At 52.7% G+C, this 15,949-nt stretch carries 15 protein-coding genes; 6 read left to right on the top strand and 9 right to left on the bottom strand.

What is annotated here, in order from left to right:
- Nucleotides 1-12: 12 nt before the first annotated feature.
- Complete coding sequence (locus TH2_RS13655) at nt 13-885, bottom strand: DUF502 domain-containing protein (RefSeq protein WP_008891021.1); 873 nt, start codon at nt 883-885, stop codon at nt 13-15.
- 201 nt (nt 886-1,086) lie between these two features.
- On the opposite strand from TH2_RS13655, the gene TH2_RS13650 reads away from it, so the two are divergent.
- Both TH2_RS13650 and TH2_RS13645 read left to right on the top strand, forming a co-directional pair.
- Entirely contained in the window at nt 1,087-1,356 is a 270-nt protein-coding gene (locus tag TH2_RS13650; protein WP_008891020.1) for a hypothetical protein, read from the top strand.
- A complete protein-coding gene (locus TH2_RS13645; RefSeq protein ID WP_008891019.1) occupies nt 1,343-1,795 on the top strand; it encodes an NUDIX hydrolase in 453 nt (150 codons plus the stop codon). Before TH2_RS13650 ends, TH2_RS13645 begins: the two co-directional genes overlap by 14 nt.
- A gap of 90 nt (nt 1,796-1,885) precedes the next feature.
- Here the strand turns inward: TH2_RS13645 and rpoH are convergent, their stop codons facing one another.
- Nucleotides 1,886-2,755, bottom strand: a complete 870-nt coding sequence (rpoH, locus tag TH2_RS13640) for an RNA polymerase sigma factor RpoH (protein ID WP_008891018.1) — start codon at nt 2,753-2,755, stop codon at nt 1,886-1,888.
- 581 nt (nt 2,756-3,336) lie between these two features.
- On the opposite strand from rpoH, the gene TH2_RS13635 reads away from it, so the two are divergent.
- Nucleotides 3,337-3,834 carry a YchJ family protein gene (locus tag TH2_RS13635; protein WP_008891017.1) on the top strand — a complete coding sequence of 166 codons (498 nt, stop codon included), beginning with the start codon at nt 3,337-3,339 and terminating at the stop codon, nt 3,832-3,834.
- Here TH2_RS13635 and TH2_RS13630 read toward each other — a convergent pair.
- The 7 genes from TH2_RS13630 to TH2_RS13600 all read right to left on the bottom strand — a co-directional run bounded on the left by TH2_RS13630 (nt 3,831) and on the right by TH2_RS13600 (nt 9,925).
- Nucleotides 3,831-4,259, bottom strand: a complete 429-nt coding sequence (locus TH2_RS13630) for an NUDIX hydrolase (RefSeq protein WP_008891016.1) — start codon at nt 4,257-4,259, stop codon at nt 3,831-3,833. The genes TH2_RS13635 and TH2_RS13630 overlap by 4 nt on opposite strands.
- A 201-nt stretch (nt 4,260-4,460) precedes the next feature.
- Complete coding sequence (gene ssb / locus TH2_RS13625; RefSeq protein ID WP_008891015.1) at nt 4,461-4,988, bottom strand: single-stranded DNA-binding protein; 528 nt, start codon at nt 4,986-4,988, stop codon at nt 4,461-4,463.
- Nucleotides 4,989-5,047: 59 nt separating this feature from the next.
- Nucleotides 5,048-5,521, bottom strand: a complete 474-nt coding sequence (locus TH2_RS13620; RefSeq protein WP_008891014.1) for a GAF domain-containing protein — start codon at nt 5,519-5,521, stop codon at nt 5,048-5,050.
- Nucleotides 5,522-5,665: 144 nt separating this feature from the next.
- Entirely contained in the window at nt 5,666-6,736 is a 1,071-nt protein-coding gene (locus TH2_RS13615; RefSeq protein WP_008891013.1) for a sn-glycerol-3-phosphate import ATP-binding protein UgpC, read from the bottom strand.
- A gap of 58 nt (nt 6,737-6,794) precedes the next feature.
- The gene (gene ugpE / locus TH2_RS13610; protein ID WP_008891012.1) at nt 6,795-7,649 is read right to left on the bottom strand and encodes a sn-glycerol-3-phosphate ABC transporter permease UgpE; all 855 of its coding nucleotides are present in this window, start codon (nt 7,647-7,649) and stop codon (nt 6,795-6,797) included.
- 14 nt (nt 7,650-7,663) lie between these two features.
- Nucleotides 7,664-8,542 carry an ABC transporter permease gene (locus TH2_RS13605; RefSeq protein ID WP_008891011.1) on the bottom strand — a complete coding sequence of 293 codons (879 nt, stop codon included), beginning with the start codon at nt 8,540-8,542 and terminating at the stop codon, nt 7,664-7,666.
- Nucleotides 8,543-8,626: 84 nt separating this feature from the next.
- Nucleotides 8,627-9,925 carry an extracellular solute-binding protein gene (locus TH2_RS13600; protein ID WP_008891010.1) on the bottom strand — a complete coding sequence of 433 codons (1,299 nt, stop codon included), beginning with the start codon at nt 9,923-9,925 and terminating at the stop codon, nt 8,627-8,629.
- A 574-nt stretch (nt 9,926-10,499) separates the two neighbouring features.
- Between TH2_RS13600 and nagA the strand changes: the two genes are divergently transcribed.
- The 3 genes from nagA (at nt 10,500) to uvrA (ending at nt 15,919) form a co-directional block, all read left to right on the top strand.
- Nucleotides 10,500-11,648 (top strand): N-acetylglucosamine-6-phosphate deacetylase, encoded by a 1,149-nt coding sequence (gene nagA, locus TH2_RS13590; protein ID WP_008891009.1) that lies wholly within the window; start codon nt 10,500-10,502, stop codon nt 11,646-11,648.
- 156 nt (nt 11,649-11,804) lie between these two features.
- Nucleotides 11,805-12,884: a class II fructose-bisphosphate aldolase gene (gene fbaA / locus TH2_RS13585; protein WP_008891008.1), complete on the top strand. Its 1,080-nt coding sequence runs from the start codon at nt 11,805-11,807 to the stop codon at nt 12,882-12,884.
- Nucleotides 12,885-13,090: 206 nt separating this feature from the next.
- A complete protein-coding gene (uvrA, locus tag TH2_RS13580; RefSeq protein WP_008891007.1) occupies nt 13,091-15,919 on the top strand; it encodes an excinuclease ABC subunit UvrA in 2,829 nt (942 codons plus the stop codon).
- Nucleotides 15,920-15,949: the final 30 nt, after the last annotated feature.

Below are 15,949 nucleotides of genomic sequence, written 5' to 3'. Positions count from 1 at the left end.
GAGGCAGCGGTATCACGCGTCTTCGGGCGTTTTACCGTCTTTTGACTTCGGCTCGGACGTTTTGGATGTTTCCATCCGGGCCGGAATGTCGCGCGACACCAGAATCGGAACGTTTTCCTTTTCACGCAACGTATCGACATCCTCGTAGGTCTTGGCGGCGACCTGCGGATGATTGCGTTGTTCGGCCGGGCGACGATCCGGCGGGGTTACGATACCGCCTGACATCACCATTTTAATGGCCTCTTCGACCGTCATATCAAGGATGACAACATCCCGGCGCGGAACGAACAGCAAAAAGCCCGATGTCGGGTTTGGCGTGGTCGGCAGGAAGATGTTGATGACCTTGTCTTCGGTCAGGTTTTGCACCTCACCTGTGGTCTCGCCGGTGATAAAGCCAATCGCCCACATCCCGCGGCGCGGATATTCCAGAAGAACCGCCTGACGAAAAGCATTCGACTGGTTGGCCAGAACCGTTTCGAGGATCTGTTTAACAGCACCATAAATGCTGCGTACCGCCGGAATACGGCCAAGAATCCGTTCGTAAAGCTTAATTAACGCCCGACCGGCAAAGTTGGTCGTGAACCAGCCAACCACGGTGATGAAAACGATAATAACCAACAGGCCAAATCCGGGGATCCCGTATTCCTGATACCCGACAGGAAGATAGGATTCCGGATTGTAGTGCGCCGGGATCAGCGGGATGACTTTGCTGTCGACGAATTCGATAAACCACCAGGCAAGCCCGAAGGTAATCGCAAGAGGTGCGCTGACCAGCACACCAGTAAGGAAATAGGCTCTTATCCGGGCAAACATACCTGGGCTTGGGAGGACGTGCTCCGAACCTTTGTTTTCCGGATCATCGTTGTCGTCGCGCTTGGCGTTCATTGAGCACCTGTGCAGAAGAGCCAAATGTCAAAAGCCGAAACTTGAGATTAGTCTTTGGCTTTTGGTCATTGTACGTGAGAATATGGCAAAGCTGGGACTTAAAGCCGGGTTATTCCCGCTTATTAAAGTGATAGCAGTATTCAAGTTTGCGGTGCAACCAACAAACCGTAATTTGCAGATCAGAATTGTTGTGGAGACGTTTTGCAGGTCTGGATTGTTGAATATATTTACGATGATGACGGTTCGGTCGGGATAAAGACGGCGAAGGTACGTGCTCCTGATTACGATACCGCACGGCAGTTCGCCATCGGTGACGCACCATCGAAAGATTTTGTGATGTCACTCCATCCGGAGTCAGAAGAACAGTTTCTTGGAACACCCGGTATTCGTGCGCGAGAAATGACCGGCAAGGTCGTACATGAGGTCCCTGACCCGGACGATGATTTGGAAGAAGACGATGACGATTACTGAACTTGATCAGCGAACCTTTTTGCCGCGTCCTCTTGTAGGTGTTGGTGCCGTTGTCTGGCACAAGGATCATGTTCTTTTGATCCAGCGGGGCAAGGAACCGCATGCAGGCACCTGGAGCCTTCCGGGCGGTGCGCAGGAACTGGGTGAAACGGTGCGTGATGCCGTTTGCCGCGAAGTTCTGGAAGAAACCGGGGTCAAAATTTCCAGCCCGATCCTGGTCGATGCCGTGGACATGATTTCCACCAATGATGACGACAAGGTCGAATATCACTACACGCTGATTGATTTTGTCGCGGTGGCGCTTAACCCCGATATCACGCTTGGCGGTGATGCGGCTGATGCCAAGTGGGTCAGTGTCAAGGACGTGACCAAATACGCACTTTGGAACAAGACCATTGAAGTTATTGCGAAATCACGTGATGTGCTCTCATCCGGATGACCCACTGATAACCTGAGTAAGATCAACGGAATTAGAAAAAGGCGGCACCCATTAGGATGCCGCCTTTTGATTTGGTCTATTTAAGCTTTGTTACGCTGCTGAATGCTGCGTCAGGACGCTTTCCTGAATTTTCTTGAAGGCGCGTGCTTCAAGCTGACGGACGCGTTCACGGCTGACGCCGAAACGTTCACCAAGCTTTTCCAGCGTGATCGGATCATCGCTGAGGAAACGGGCCTTGATGATTTCCTGTTCACGTTCAGGCAATTCGCCAAGTGCGTTTTTCAGCATGCCGTTATGAAGAACACGTTCTTCGGCATCGGCAACCAGTGCTTCCGGGCTCGGTGCGTCAGACGACAGGGTATCGAGATATTCCATCCCCTCGTCTTTCGGCATCGGCGTGTTGAGCGAGAAATCCCGTGCTGCAAGACGGCGGTTCATTTCAAGCGCTTCACGACCGGTCACACCAAGTTTTTCGGCAACCTGATCAGCTTCCTCTGGCGAAAGTTCGCCATTGTCATAAATGTTAAGCTGACGCTTGGCTTTACGCAGGCTGAAGAACAGTTTCTTCTGCGCTGCCATGGTGCCGAGTTTAACCATCGACCAGCTTTGCAGGATGTATTCAGTCACCGCAGCACGGATCCACCACATCGCATAGGTCGACAGGCGGAAACCACGTTCCGGATCGAACTTCTGCACGGCACGCATCAGGCCGGTATTGCCCTCTGCGACAAGGTCTGCCATCGGCAAGCCGTAACCGCGATAACCAAATGCGATCTTGGCAACAAGACGCAGGTGACTGGTAACAAGTTTGTGGGCGGCCTCAGTGTCATCATGGTCCTGATAACGGTGGGCCAACATGTATTCTTCATCCGCCGTAAGCATCGGGAATTTCCAGACTTCACGGAGATAGCCCGAGAAACCCTCTTCCTGGGAAACAGCAGGTAATTTAATGGCGCTCATTCTATGTCCTCCTGAGAGGTTTACACGTCGGCATCTATTCTTAGTACGGAGTCCGTCAGAAGCTAGATGACGTGCAAACACTATCGGTTGTGAATTAATTCACGTGGACGACCGGATTTTGTCAGAAAAGAAGCGTGGTCCGGTCGTAACTCATTCCAAGGTCACCTATGGAAGAGGACAGTAGACGCAAATAAGAAGTTCATTCATCGTGTCTCATCCTTACTCGAAGCAAATCGACAATTTACATGTCCGCCAATTGGCCGGACGTTGATCCGGCGGTGCCTTTGGGCCCCCACCCGCATTTATTAATATATCTAAACCCGACCAAATTCGTCAAGAACTTCTGACCAGTGTTTCAGTTATATTAATCACTCAATATCAGCATCCTAGCAATTATAACCGACAAAAACAGTCGGGTAAGTAAAATGCTGATCCTTCACGCTAGGATCGATATACGGCGAAACAAAGGCAATTTGCGCATCTGTGAAAGTTCAAGGTGAAATTCCGGGGCTTGGCAAAGTGGCGCGCAAATCGCCCCTGCTGTATGGTGACTTCAAAATGCTATTTGACCGGAGTTCATCATGCCAACCTTGCCAGCAGACACTTTATGCCCCTGTGGTAGCCTGAAAGATTACGGCGTCTGCTGTGGGAAGTATCATTCCGGGACCGCAAGTGCCGAAACGGCCGAAAAATTGATGCGATCACGCTACTCTGCCTTCGTGCTGCGCAATGGGGACTATCTATTATCAACGCTGGCAGAGGAAAATCGTTCCGGCTTTGATGCAGAAAGTATTGCGCAGGACACAACGCACTGGACAGGATTGGACATCATAGAATGCGTTGCTGGCGGTATTCTTGATCAAACCGGAATCGTGGAATTCGTTGCCCATTTTGATGAGAACGGCAAACACCACCAACTGCACGAACGATCCAATTTCGAACGTCGTGACGGCAAGTGGTTCTATGTTGACGGGCTATTTCCGGGCGTGAGCCAAAACAACGCGTCACCTGTCAAAGCCGGTCGAAATGATCCCTGCCCGTGTGGATCGGGCAAAAAATTCAAGAAATGCTGTGGTTAGCCCACAAATTCCAGTGCCCATTGATGAAATGGCCGAAGTAAGCTTTCATGGGCTTCTTTATATGGCATCCAGACCAGTTCGTGATCCTGATCCACAGGCGGGCCAAGCTGTTCAGTTAATTCGCACAGGAAAAAGGTAGCACGCTTAAGGCGGTATCGATCCTTGGCCGGGTTATTGACATACTGTGACGCAAAACCGAGCCGCGAGATGATACGCGCCCGATAACCCGATTCTTCATAAGCCTCACGACAAAGCGCGTCCTGTTCGCTTTCACCGTTTTCAACACCGCCGCCAAGAAGAACAATACCCTTGGGGGTGCGCGCAACGGCAACGTCGCCGTTTTCGCGTTTGATCACGGCATAGACACAGTCCTGTACGTTATAGCTTTGCCCCACACGCGGGGTTCCAAATATTGGACCGGTCAACAGGTCTTCCTTGTTTCACGATTGGCCGAGTTTTCGTTCTTAAATCAGATTTTATCGCTTGGTTATAGTCTTGTAGACCAACTTCGGATGATTTTGTGATGGATGCTTCAGGATGGTTGCACGAAAAATCGCACAAAAACAAATCCCCCCAAAACAACCAGCGTTTCGGAGGGATTTAGATCGATATCATTAAGCGATTGCTTAGAACGGGATCTCGTCATCGAGGTCCGGGGCACCAGCCGGTGCGGATCCACCACCGGAAGAACCACCATTGCCCCAACCAGCGTCAGAACCGCCACCGTAGCCGCCACCACTATCCTGGCCACCGCCATAACCACCACCAGAGGATGAACCGCCACCCATGCCGCCGCCTTCACCGCGGTTATCAAGCATGGTCAGGTTGGAGTTGAAGCCTTCAAGAACAACTTCAGTGGTGTAGTTGTCTTTGCCATCCTGCCCCTGCCATTTGCGGGTGCGGAGCTGGCCTTCGATATAAAGCTTGCTGCCTTTTTTCACAAAGCGCTCAACGACATCAGCAAGGCCTTCGTTGAAAACAACGATGCGATGCCATTCGGTGCGCTCGCGGCGCTCACCGGACTGACGGTCACGCCACTGTTCGGAGGTTGCGATGCTGAAATTGGCGATCTTTTTGCCAGCCTGGGTAAACCGGATTTCAGGATCGCGGCCAAGGTTCCCGACGAGAATGACTTTATTGACACTGCCAGCCATGGGTTATCTTCCAAAGTTTGTGTTGTCCGCTGTCCCGATTGGTCGGGACTTGTGGGTTATCATTGCGCAAAAATGCGCTGCATTAAAGTTTCAAGTGCAATGCGATCCGTTTCATCGAACGAATTGTGCTCGACACTATCGACGTCAAGCACGGCGATCAACTGTCCATCCGCATTGATCACCGGCACAACGATCTCGGAATTGGTCCGGCTGTCGCACGCAATATGACCAGGAAAAGCGTGAACGTCCGCGACCACCTGCGTTTCGCGGGTTGATGCGGCTGCACCACAAACACCGCGACCAAACGGGATACGAAGACAGCCAAGCGTGCCCTGATAAGGCCCGACGACAAGTTCGTTTTCCTTTTCCGGATCAACATTATAGAAGCCGGTCCAGAAGTAATAGTCGAACTTTTGCGATAAGACGCACGATACGGTCGCCATCAGGGCGGGAACGTTGGTTTCGCCTTCGGTGATGCTTATCAGCTCTTTTTGCGCTTCTTCGTAAAGCGCCTTTTTCTGGTCGGTCTGCACATCGAACTCCCTTAACTTTCGCGCATAGGAACTACCCCGTTCACCCTGTGTGAGACAAGGGTAAAGTGCCCCAATCCGAAAACAAAAACGCCTCTGACAGTCTGAATCTGTCAGAGGCGTTTGGTGTTAGCTGATCTGGTTTAATCAGATGCGCTGACCGCTTTCGATATCAAACAGATGGATTTTCGACGCCGGAACCGAAAGGCTTAATTTCTCGCCCTTTTCGAACTTGTGTGTTCCCTGCAAACGCAACGTGACATTGTCTGCATTGGCACCGAAATCGAGATAAGCCAGCGTTTCTGCGCCAAGAGACTCCACCATGCGCACACCGGCATTAATCTGCCCTTCCCCGTCTTTAAGAAGTTCCAGATGTTCGGGACGAATGCCAACCGTGACGTCGCGACCGGCCTCGACGACATGATCAAGATCAAGCATCACACCGTCGCCCACCGTGACGTGTTTCTTGTCATCAGACACCTTGCCCTTCAGGAAGTTCATCGCGGGCGAGCCGATGAAACCTGCGACAAACTGGCTGGCAGGCTTTTCGTAGATATCAATCGGGGTTCCGATCTGCTCCGCAACGCCGCCATTCATGACGATCAGACGATCTGCAAGGGTCATGGCTTCGACCTGGTCGTGGGTGACATAGACCGACGTGATGCCAAGACGCTGTTGCAGGTTCTTGATTTCAAGGCGCATATCGACACGCAATTTGGCATCAAGGTTTGAAAGCGGCTCGTCAAACAGGAAGACTTTGGGTTGACGAACAATCGCACGGCCCATGGCGACGCGCTGGCGCTGACCACCAGATAGTTGGCGCGGTTTGCGCTCAAGATGATCTTCCAGCTGAAGAATGCGGGCGGCTTCGCGGACCTTGGCATCGATTTCCGCCTTACTGTATCCGCGGTTTTTCAGGCCATAGGCCATGTTGTCGTAGTTGTTCATGTGCGGATAAAGCGCGTAGTTCTGGAACACCATGGCGATATCTCGATCTGCGGGTGCGACCGTGTTGACGACCTTGTCATCAATGATGATTTCGCCATCCGAAATCCCTTCCAGACCGGCGATCATGCGCAGCAATGTCGATTTGCCACAGCCAGACGGCCCTACAAGAACCGTGAACTCGCCATGCTCGATTTTAAGGTCAATGCCGTGAATGGCCTTGAAGCCGTTCGGGTAGGTTTTCTGGGCCTGATTAAGCGTAACAGTTGCCATCTTGATTATCCTGTATTCGGATCAATTATTTTCAACTCAGAGATCAGGGAAGACCGGGTTATTTTTCCGTCTCAACCAGACCCTTGACGAACATGCGCTGGAAGATCACCACCACCAGTACGGGCGGAACCGATGCCATGATTGTCAGTGCGAATGCCTTGGGGAATTGAGGTATCTGTCCGCCCTCATAGAGCGAATTGTAGACCTGCTTGATCCCGATCACGATGGTATAGAGCTGATCATCGGTGGTCATCAGCAGCGGCCAAAGATACTGGTTCCAGCCAACCACAAACATGATGATGAAGATCGCAGCAATCATGGTCACCGACAGGGGAACCAGAATGTCGATGAAGAACCTTATCGGCCCTGCCCCGTCCAGCCTTGCTGCTTCAAGAAGTTCGTCCGGGACCGACCGATAGAACTGCCGGAAGAAGAAGGTTCCAGTGGCTGACGCAATCAGCGGCAGGATCAGACCGGTATAGGTGTTGAGCAAGCCAAGGTTTGCCACGACCTCATAGGACGGCACGATGCGCACTTCGAGTGGCAACAGAAGGGTCGAGAAAATGATCCAGAACAGCGGCACCGCCAGCTTGAAGCGGAAATAAACAATCGCATAGGCCGCCATCATCGAAATGATGACCTTTCCGATCGCAAAGCCAAGACCAAGCACCATGCTGTTAAACAGCATCTCAAGCGCAGTCACCCTGCCCTTTGTCGCCTCTGCATCAAACAGGATCGCGCCATAGTTGGTGAAGAACTCCCCACCTGGCAAGAATTGCAGGCCATTCTGGAAGATATACTCGCGAGTGTGGGTTGATGACGCAAAGGCGATCCAGACCGGAAGGATCATGAAAAGTGAGCCAAGCACCAGAATGGTGTGGTTAGTAAAAATACGCCATTTGGACTGATACATGATGACGTCCCCCCTTAATAATGCACTTTGCGTTCGATGAAGCGGAACTGGAACACGGTCAGGACACTGACCATGATCATCAGCAAGACTGACTGCGCGGCACTGCCGCCCATATCCGCACCAAGGAAGCCATCGACATACACCTTGTAAACAAGGGTCGCGGTCGAACCACCCGGGGCACCTTTGGTCGAAACATCGATAATGCCGAACGTCTCGAAAAAGGCGTAAGTCAGGTTGATCACAAGCAGGAAGAAGGTTGTCGGTGCCAAAAGCGGGAATGTGATGGTCCAGAAGCGACGCTCAGGACTCTTGCAGTCAAGGGTTGCTGCTTCCTGAACCGACTTCGGAATCCCCTGCAGCCCTGAGAGGAAGAAGATGAAGTTTACGCTGACCTGCTTCCAGACCGCGATCAGAATGACGATGAAGGCTGCGTCATTGGCGTTTTCGATGTGGTTGAACTCAAACCCGAAACTGTTGAAGGCCTTATAGAGGTCCCCCATCAGCGGGTTGAACATCATGATGCCAAGAAGGCCCGCCACCGGCGGCGCAATGGCATAGCCCCACATCAGAAGCGTTTTATAGGATTTTGCCCCGCGGATGACCTCATCGGCGCGAACCGCGAGAAACAGTGAAATCGCGATCGAAAGCACGGAGACAAGAACGGAAAATACGACGGTAAAGATGGCAGATCGCGTCCACGAGCTGCTTGTCAGCACATCTTCAAAATTGCGGAACCAGACGAACTGCGAAGACATGCCAAAGGCGTCTTCAAGCAGAAACGACTGGTACAGCGCCTGGGCCGCAGGCCACAGGAAAAATATGGAAATAATAAGAATTTGGGGTGCGATAAATAGGTATGGCACCGCGCTGTGTTCAAATTGTACGCGCTTCATTGGGAACGCAACCTCAGAGCAAAATCAGAAAATGCAAAACAGGGCGGCCAAATCATCGGCCGCCCCGCTTTGGCGAAAAGCAGATTAGTTCGAGTAGGTATCGTTGAAGCGCTTCAGCAGACCGTTTGCTTCTTCTTCGATGGTCGCAAAGGCAGCATCAACGGTTTCTTCGCCGTTCATGATCTTGTCGACTTCACGATAAATCACTTCGCGGATCTGAACATAGAAGCCAAGACGGTAACCCTTGGTCCACTCGCCACCTTCTTCAGAAAGCTGGGTGATGCCGACTTCTGCATCCGGGCTTTCCTTGTAGTAGCCATCTTCTTTGGCCAGCTCATAGGCGGCATTGGTGATCGGGACATAACCGGTTTCTTTGTGCCAGTAGTACTGGGTTTCCGGCTTGGTCAGGAATTTGAAGAATTCGGCAACGCCGGCATCCTGCGCGGCATCATGACCGGAGAATGCGAACAGTGCTGCACCACCGATAAAGGTCGATTTCGGTGCATCGCCGGTACCTTCCCAATACGGAAGGGTTGATGCGCCAAAGTCAAACTGTGCGGACTTGCGAAGGCCACCAAACGAACCGGAAGAACCGATCCACATTGCGACCTGCTGCTGGACGAATGCGTCCTGGTTCGCACCCCATGCGCGGCCATAATAGCCATAGTAACCCGCGTCTTTCCAATCCTTGACGTGCTGCCAGTGATCTTTCAGAGCGTCGTTGTTATAGAGGATTTCAACGTCGGTGCTGTCATAGCCGTTGTTGGCGGTTGCCATCTGCAGGTTGTGACGCGACATGAAGTTTTCGAAGAAGATCCACGGGCTGTGCGACTGCGCAAGCGCGGTGTAACCAGCTTCTTTCAGCTTCGGAGCAGCAGCTTCGAATTCCTGCCAGGTTTTCGGAACGTCGACACCGGCTTTGTCCAGCGCTTCTTTGTTGTAATACAGAAGCGGGGTCGAGCTGTTGAACGGCATGCCGATCATCTTGCCGTCTGAATCGGCATAGAAGTAACGAACACCCGGGATGTAATCATTGATGTCGAAATTGACGTTGTTTGCTTCAAGCAAATCCTGAACCGGCTTAACAGCGCCTTTGGCGTTGATGATGGTTGCAGCACCTGCGTCGAAGATCTGGATGATGTTCGGCTGGTTCTTCGCGCGAAACGCTGCGATGCCGGCCGTCATGGTGTCTTCGTAGCCGCCCTTGTTGATGGATACGAGTTTGTATTCATCCTGGCTTGCGTTGAAGTCTTCGGTGATCTGGTTGACAACGTCGCCAAGTGCGCCGTCCATTGCATGCCACCAGGTGATTTCGGTTGCAGCCTGTGCGGTGTTGCCAATGGCAAACACGGCAGCAGCAGCCATCAGTGTTTTGCGGAACATGGTCAAGTAACTCCCTATTGAAAACTTGGCACGGAACGCCGCCCGTAATTCGGCGACCGGCTAGGCGTTCGTTTTGTTCTTGAGGGGCATTTCGCTCAAGTGACAGTTTTCGGAAACTTACTTTTGATGTGCGAATGGGCGGCAAAATGACACAAAACTCGCCAATAAATGATCAAGTGAACATCCAATAAGTTCACTATGAATCTCCTCGCGGGCGCAGTTTTGAAAGGATCAAAGATCCAGTGTTTGCCTAGTGTTTCGGCAATCAGGCAGCAGAAGTGCCGTGAAACGGAGACATGCGGCAGACGCCAAGTGTTTCAGACAAGTGAAAGTTTTGCGACCAAATCATGAAGATCGTCCCGCGACGCGTATGGTTAACCTTGTTGAATGAAATGTTCGTGTTCGAATATTTCGGCCGTCCGCTAAAATGGGCGGTGCAGACGACTTCTTCACAATTGTTCGTTAAGGTCGTTGCCGCTATCAAATCATCCAATTACGATGCCCGACCGTCCACGACCGCAGGGCTGATCCTGCGACCACCGAACTTGGACGCGTAACAACCGGAGACCAAGGCGTGAGTGACTTTGCCATATTAAATGCCCGACTCTTTGATGGAACACGCTTCCTGTCCGGGCATTCCGTTTTGGTCACGGATGACAAGATCGACGCCGTTGTTGCGGATAAGGATCTACCATCTGGTATCAAAACAATAGATGGCAGTGGCCAAATCCTCGCCCCCGGTCTGGTTGATGTGCAGGTTAATGGTGGTGGCGGCGTCTTGCTGAATGATGCACCGGATATTGAGACCATTAAAACCATGGTCGCTGCGCATCGCCGGTTTGGCACGACATCCATGCTGCCAACCCTGATTACCGATTCACGGGCCAAGATGGAGGCGGCGATTGCCGCCGTTCAGGACGCGCTGGATAGCGGCATTACCGGTGTCGTGGGTATTCACCTTGAGGGACCGTATCTCAATCTCAAGCGCCGTGGCGTACATCCAGCGGACCAGATCAGGCCGATGGAACCTGATGCAATCGAACTCGTCTGCCGGCTTCCCAACGGCTGCACTTTGGTAACCCTTGCGCCGGAATTGCTTGATAAAGGTGTGATCGCAAAGCTCGTTGCCCGCAATGTCCGTGTTTGCGCCGGACATACAGCGGGCACCTACGACGATATCATGTCGGCAATCGATGAGGGCATGCAGGGCTTTACGCATCTGTTTAATGCCATGAGCCCCCTTACCCATCGGGAGCCGGGGGTCGTCGGAGCCGCACTTTCTGATGATCGTACATGGTGTGGCCTGATTGCGGATGGGTTTCACGTCCATCCAGCTGTGATCAAAACCGCCGTACGTGCCAAAGCCAAGGGCAAGATGATGTTGGTCACCGACGCCATGCCAACAGTTGGTGCCACCGATAAACGCTTCAAGCTGGGCGATGAGGAAATCATTGCGGTTAATGGGCGCTGCGCGCTTGCCGATGGGACGTTGGCGGGTTCGGATCTGGATATGATTTCAGCTGTGCGCAATTGCATGGAAATGGCCGAAATCGGGCTCGGTGAAGCACTTCGCATGGCGTCGCTTTATCCAGCGGAGTTCCTGGGGCTTGGAGATGTTCTTGGTCGCTTGGCACCGGGCTATCAGGCCGATATGATTTTGTTTGATGATCAGTTCAATGTGACGCGAAGCTGGATAAAGGGCGTGCAAGAGAGTTACGCCTGAGCAAACGCAATATTTTCCGAAAGTCTATGACGGAAAGCCTTGACCTGAGACAGCATTTCGAAGATGCATTGGGCTCTGTAACAGTTTGTATGCAGGGTCTTCAGGTGATTTTGCTGCTGATCTGTTTTTACTCTGACCCCCAGGAGGAGTACCCACATGCCTTCCGTTAAACCCGGTGTTGTAACCGGTGCTGCCTATCGCGAACTCGTTTCTGCCTGCAAGCAGGACGGTTACGCCCTTCCCGCCGTCAATATTACGTCTTCAAGCACGATGAACGCAGCCCTTGAAGCTGCTGCAAATGCTGGTTCTGACATTATCATTCAGCTTTCGAATGGTGGTGCACAGTTCTTTGCCGGCAAGGGCATCAAGGACGCTGCTGCGGCCCGTGTTCTCGGCGCTGTATCTGCTGCGCGTCATGCACAGCTTCTGGCCGAACATTATGGTGTTGCTGTTGTCATGCATACCGACCACGCAAACCGCAAGTTTGTGCCATGGGTCGATGAAATGCTGAAATGGAGCGAAAAGGCCTATGCCGAAACCGGCAAGGCGCTTTACAGCTCTCATATGCTGGATCTGTCCGAAGAATCCGTTGAAGACAACCTCGCGACCTGCGAGACCTTCCTGAAACGGATGTCCGCCATCGAAATGAGCCTTGAGATCGAACTGGGCGTCACCGGTGGTGAAGAAGACGGTATCGGTCATGAGCTTGATACCTCGGTTGAGGAAATCGATCCGCGTCTTTACACCCGGCCGGAAGAAGTCGAAGAAGCTTATCGTCGTCTTTCGCCGCTTGGTCACTTCTCGGTCGCGGCCGCATTCGGCAACGTGCATGGTGTTTACAAGCCCGGCAACGTGAAGCTCCGCCCGGAGATCCTTCTGGAAAGCCAGAAATACGTGGCCGAAAAGCACGGTCTGGGTGATCGCCCGCTCGACTTCGTGTTCCATGGCGGTTCCGGTTCGGAAAAAGAGAAAATCGAAGAAGCTGTCAGCTACGGCTGCTTCAAGATGAATATCGATACCGATACCCAGTTCGCCTATGCCCGCCCGGTTGGCGAGTATGTCGAAACCAACGCACGTGCGTTCAAGTATCAGGTCGATCCGGAAACCGATCAGCCTTACAAAAAGCAGTATGACCCGCGTGTCTGGATCCGCGAAGCCGAACTGTCGATGGCAGCACGCCTCGAAGAAGCTTTCAAGGATCTCGGTGCAACCGGCCGTACAGTTACCAAAGGCTGAGCCTGATCAAACATCTGACCGTTCCGGTCACAGGATTTATGAAGCCCGCCGGTCTTGTTCGGCGGGCTTTTTCGTGGCTCTGTCATGCATCGGGTTGTTAATTGCGGACCTGACAAATACTGACAGGAACTGTCAGGGGTGCGCTTGCGTATAGCTTACGGCTCCTCTATACACTTTCCGAACAATTCAGGAACAAAAGGCCCGACATGCTGACGAAAATTTCGGTTCGCGGTGCGAAAGAACACAACCTCCAGAACATTGATGTTGAACTGCCGCGCGATTCCCTTGTGGTGATTACCGGTCTGTCGGGATCAGGCAAAAGTTCTCTGGCCTTTGATACGATCTATGCCGAAGGTCAGCGCCGCTATGTCGAGAGCCTGTCGGCTTATGCCCGCCAGTTCCTTGAACTGATGCAAAAGCCCGATGTCGAATATATCGACGGGCTGTCACCAGCCATTTCCATCGAACAAAAGACGACCTCGAAAAACCCGCGTTCGACCGTGGGCACCGTGACGGAGATTTATGACTATATGCGTCTGTTGTGGGCGCGTGTCGGTATCCCCTATTCGCCTGCCACAGGTCTTCCGATTGTCAGTCAGACCGTTTCGCAAATGGTCGACCGCGTGATGGAGATGGAGGAAGGTACGCGTCTTTACCTTCTGGCTCCGATCGTGCGTGGCCGTAAAGGTGAATACAAAAAAGAACTGCGTGAACTTCGTGCGCGCGGCTTCCAGCGTGTCAAGATCGATGGCGAAATGTATGACATCGACGCAGCACCGGAACTGAACAAGAAGCTCAAACACGATATTTCAGTCGTGGTCGATCGCCTGATCGTCAAGGATGGCATTTCTACCCGTCTGGCGGACAGTTTCGAAACAGCGCTTGAGCTTACCGATGGCATCGTTTTGACCGAAGATGCCAAAACCGGCGAAACCACGGTATTTTCGGCAAAGTTCGCCTGCCCGGTTTCCGGCTTCACCATCGAGGAAATCGAACCGCGCCTGTTTTCATTCAACAACCCGTTTGGTGCCTGCCCGGCCTGTGATGGCCTCGGAACCCAAATGGAATTCGACCCGATGCTGGTCGTCCCGGATGAAAGCAAAACACTTGAAGCCGGCGCCGTCGCCCCATGGGCAAGCACAACCTCGAAATACTATCTCCAGACTCTGAAATCGGTCGCCAAGCACTTCGACTTCAAAACCAATGTTCCGTGGGAAAAACTGCCCAAGAAAGCACAGGACATCATCCTGCATGGATCAGGCGACGAAGAAGTCACGGTGACCTATGATGACGGATCACGTAGCTATAAGGTTTCGCGTCCGTTTGAAGGTGTCATTCCCAATATGTCGCGCCGCTGGCGTGAAACCGACAGCCAGTGGGCCCGTGATGAACTGTCCAAATACCAGATGGTATCGCACTGCCCGACCTGTGCGGGCAAACGCCTGAAACCCGAAGCATTGGCGGTAAAGGTTGATGGCTGCGACATTTCACAGGTCACCGATCTTTCGATTGCCAAGGCCGCCGACTGGTTCTTGGCACTGGAAGATAAGCTGAATGCAAAAGAAACCGAGATTGCCCGTCGCATCCTTCGCGAAATCAATGATCGTCTGCGGTTCCTGCGCGATGTCGGTCTGGATTACTTATCGATGTCGCGCACATCGGGCACCCTTTCCGGCGGCGAAAGCCAGCGTATCCGGCTGGCGTCCCAGATTGGTTCGGGTCTGACAGGTGTTTTGTATGTGCTTGATGAACCATCCATCGGCCTGCATCAACGCGACAACGACCGCTTGCTTGAAACGCTAAAACGTCTGCGCGACCTTGGCAATACGGTGCTCGTGGTAGAACATGATGAAGACGCCATTCGGGCGGCCGACTATGTTGTTGATATGGGCCCGGGTGCCGGTATTCATGGCGGCCGTATCGTTGCCGAAGGAACCCCTGAACAGATCCAGCAAAACCCAGACAGCCTGACGGGCAAATACCTTGTCGGCGTTGAACAGATTGCGGTTCCAAAAGAACGCCGCAAGGGCAATGGCAAGGCGATTACCATCAAAGGGGCAACTGCCAACAACCTGCAGGGCATTGATGTCGATTTCCCACTCGGCAAGTTCATCTGTGTGACCGGGGTTTCGGGCGGCGGTAAATCAAGCCTTGTGATTGAGACGCTGTATAAGGCGCTGGCCAAGCGGATGCATAATGCCCGCCATCACCCCGGCGCACATGACGAGATCACGGGTGTCGAGCTGATCGACAAGATCATTGATATCGACCAGAGCCCGATTGGCCGAACGCCGCGCTCCAACCCGGTGACCTATACCGGTGCGTTCACACCCATCCGTGAATGGTTCGCCCAATTGCCAGAGGCAAAAACACGCGGCTACAAGCCCGGTCGTTTTTCCTTCAACGTCAAGGGCGGACGCTGTGAAGCATGCCAGGGCGATGGCGTCATCAAAATTGAAATGCACTTCCTGCCCGACGTTTATGTTGAATGTGACCAATGCAAAGGCCATCGCTATAACCGCGAGACATTGGAAATATCGTTTAAAGGCAAGTCGATATCCGACGTCCTTGATATGACAGTCGAAGAAGGTGCTGATTTCTTCAAGGCTGTTCCGTCCATTCGCGACAAAATGGAAACCCTTAAACAGGTCGGGCTTTCCTATATCCATCTGGGGCAGCAGGCCACCACCCTGTCGGGTGGCGAAGCCCAACGTGTAAAGCTTGCCAAGGAACTGTCCAAACGGGCGACTGGCCGGACGATCTATATCCTTGATGAGCCGACAACAGGGCTTCATTTCCACGATATCCGCAAACTTCTGGAAGTGCTGCATACGCTTGTCGATCAGGGCAATACGGTTGTCGTGATCGAACACAACCTTGATGTTATCAAGACCGCAGACTGGATCATTGATATCGGCCCCGAGGGGGGTGATGGCGGCGGCCAGTTGGTCGGTGCCGGAACACCGGAAGACATTATGGGCAATGAACGCAGTTACACAGGACGCTACCTGAAACGCCATCTCGGACTGGAATAAGACATAAGGGCAGCATGAAGCTGCCCTTTT

The organism is Thalassospira profundimaris WP0211 (genome assembly GCF_000300275.1).
GTDB lineage: Bacteria > Pseudomonadota > Alphaproteobacteria > Rhodospirillales > Thalassospiraceae > Thalassospira > Thalassospira profundimaris.
This window is presented reverse-complemented; position numbering and strand designations above follow the sequence as displayed.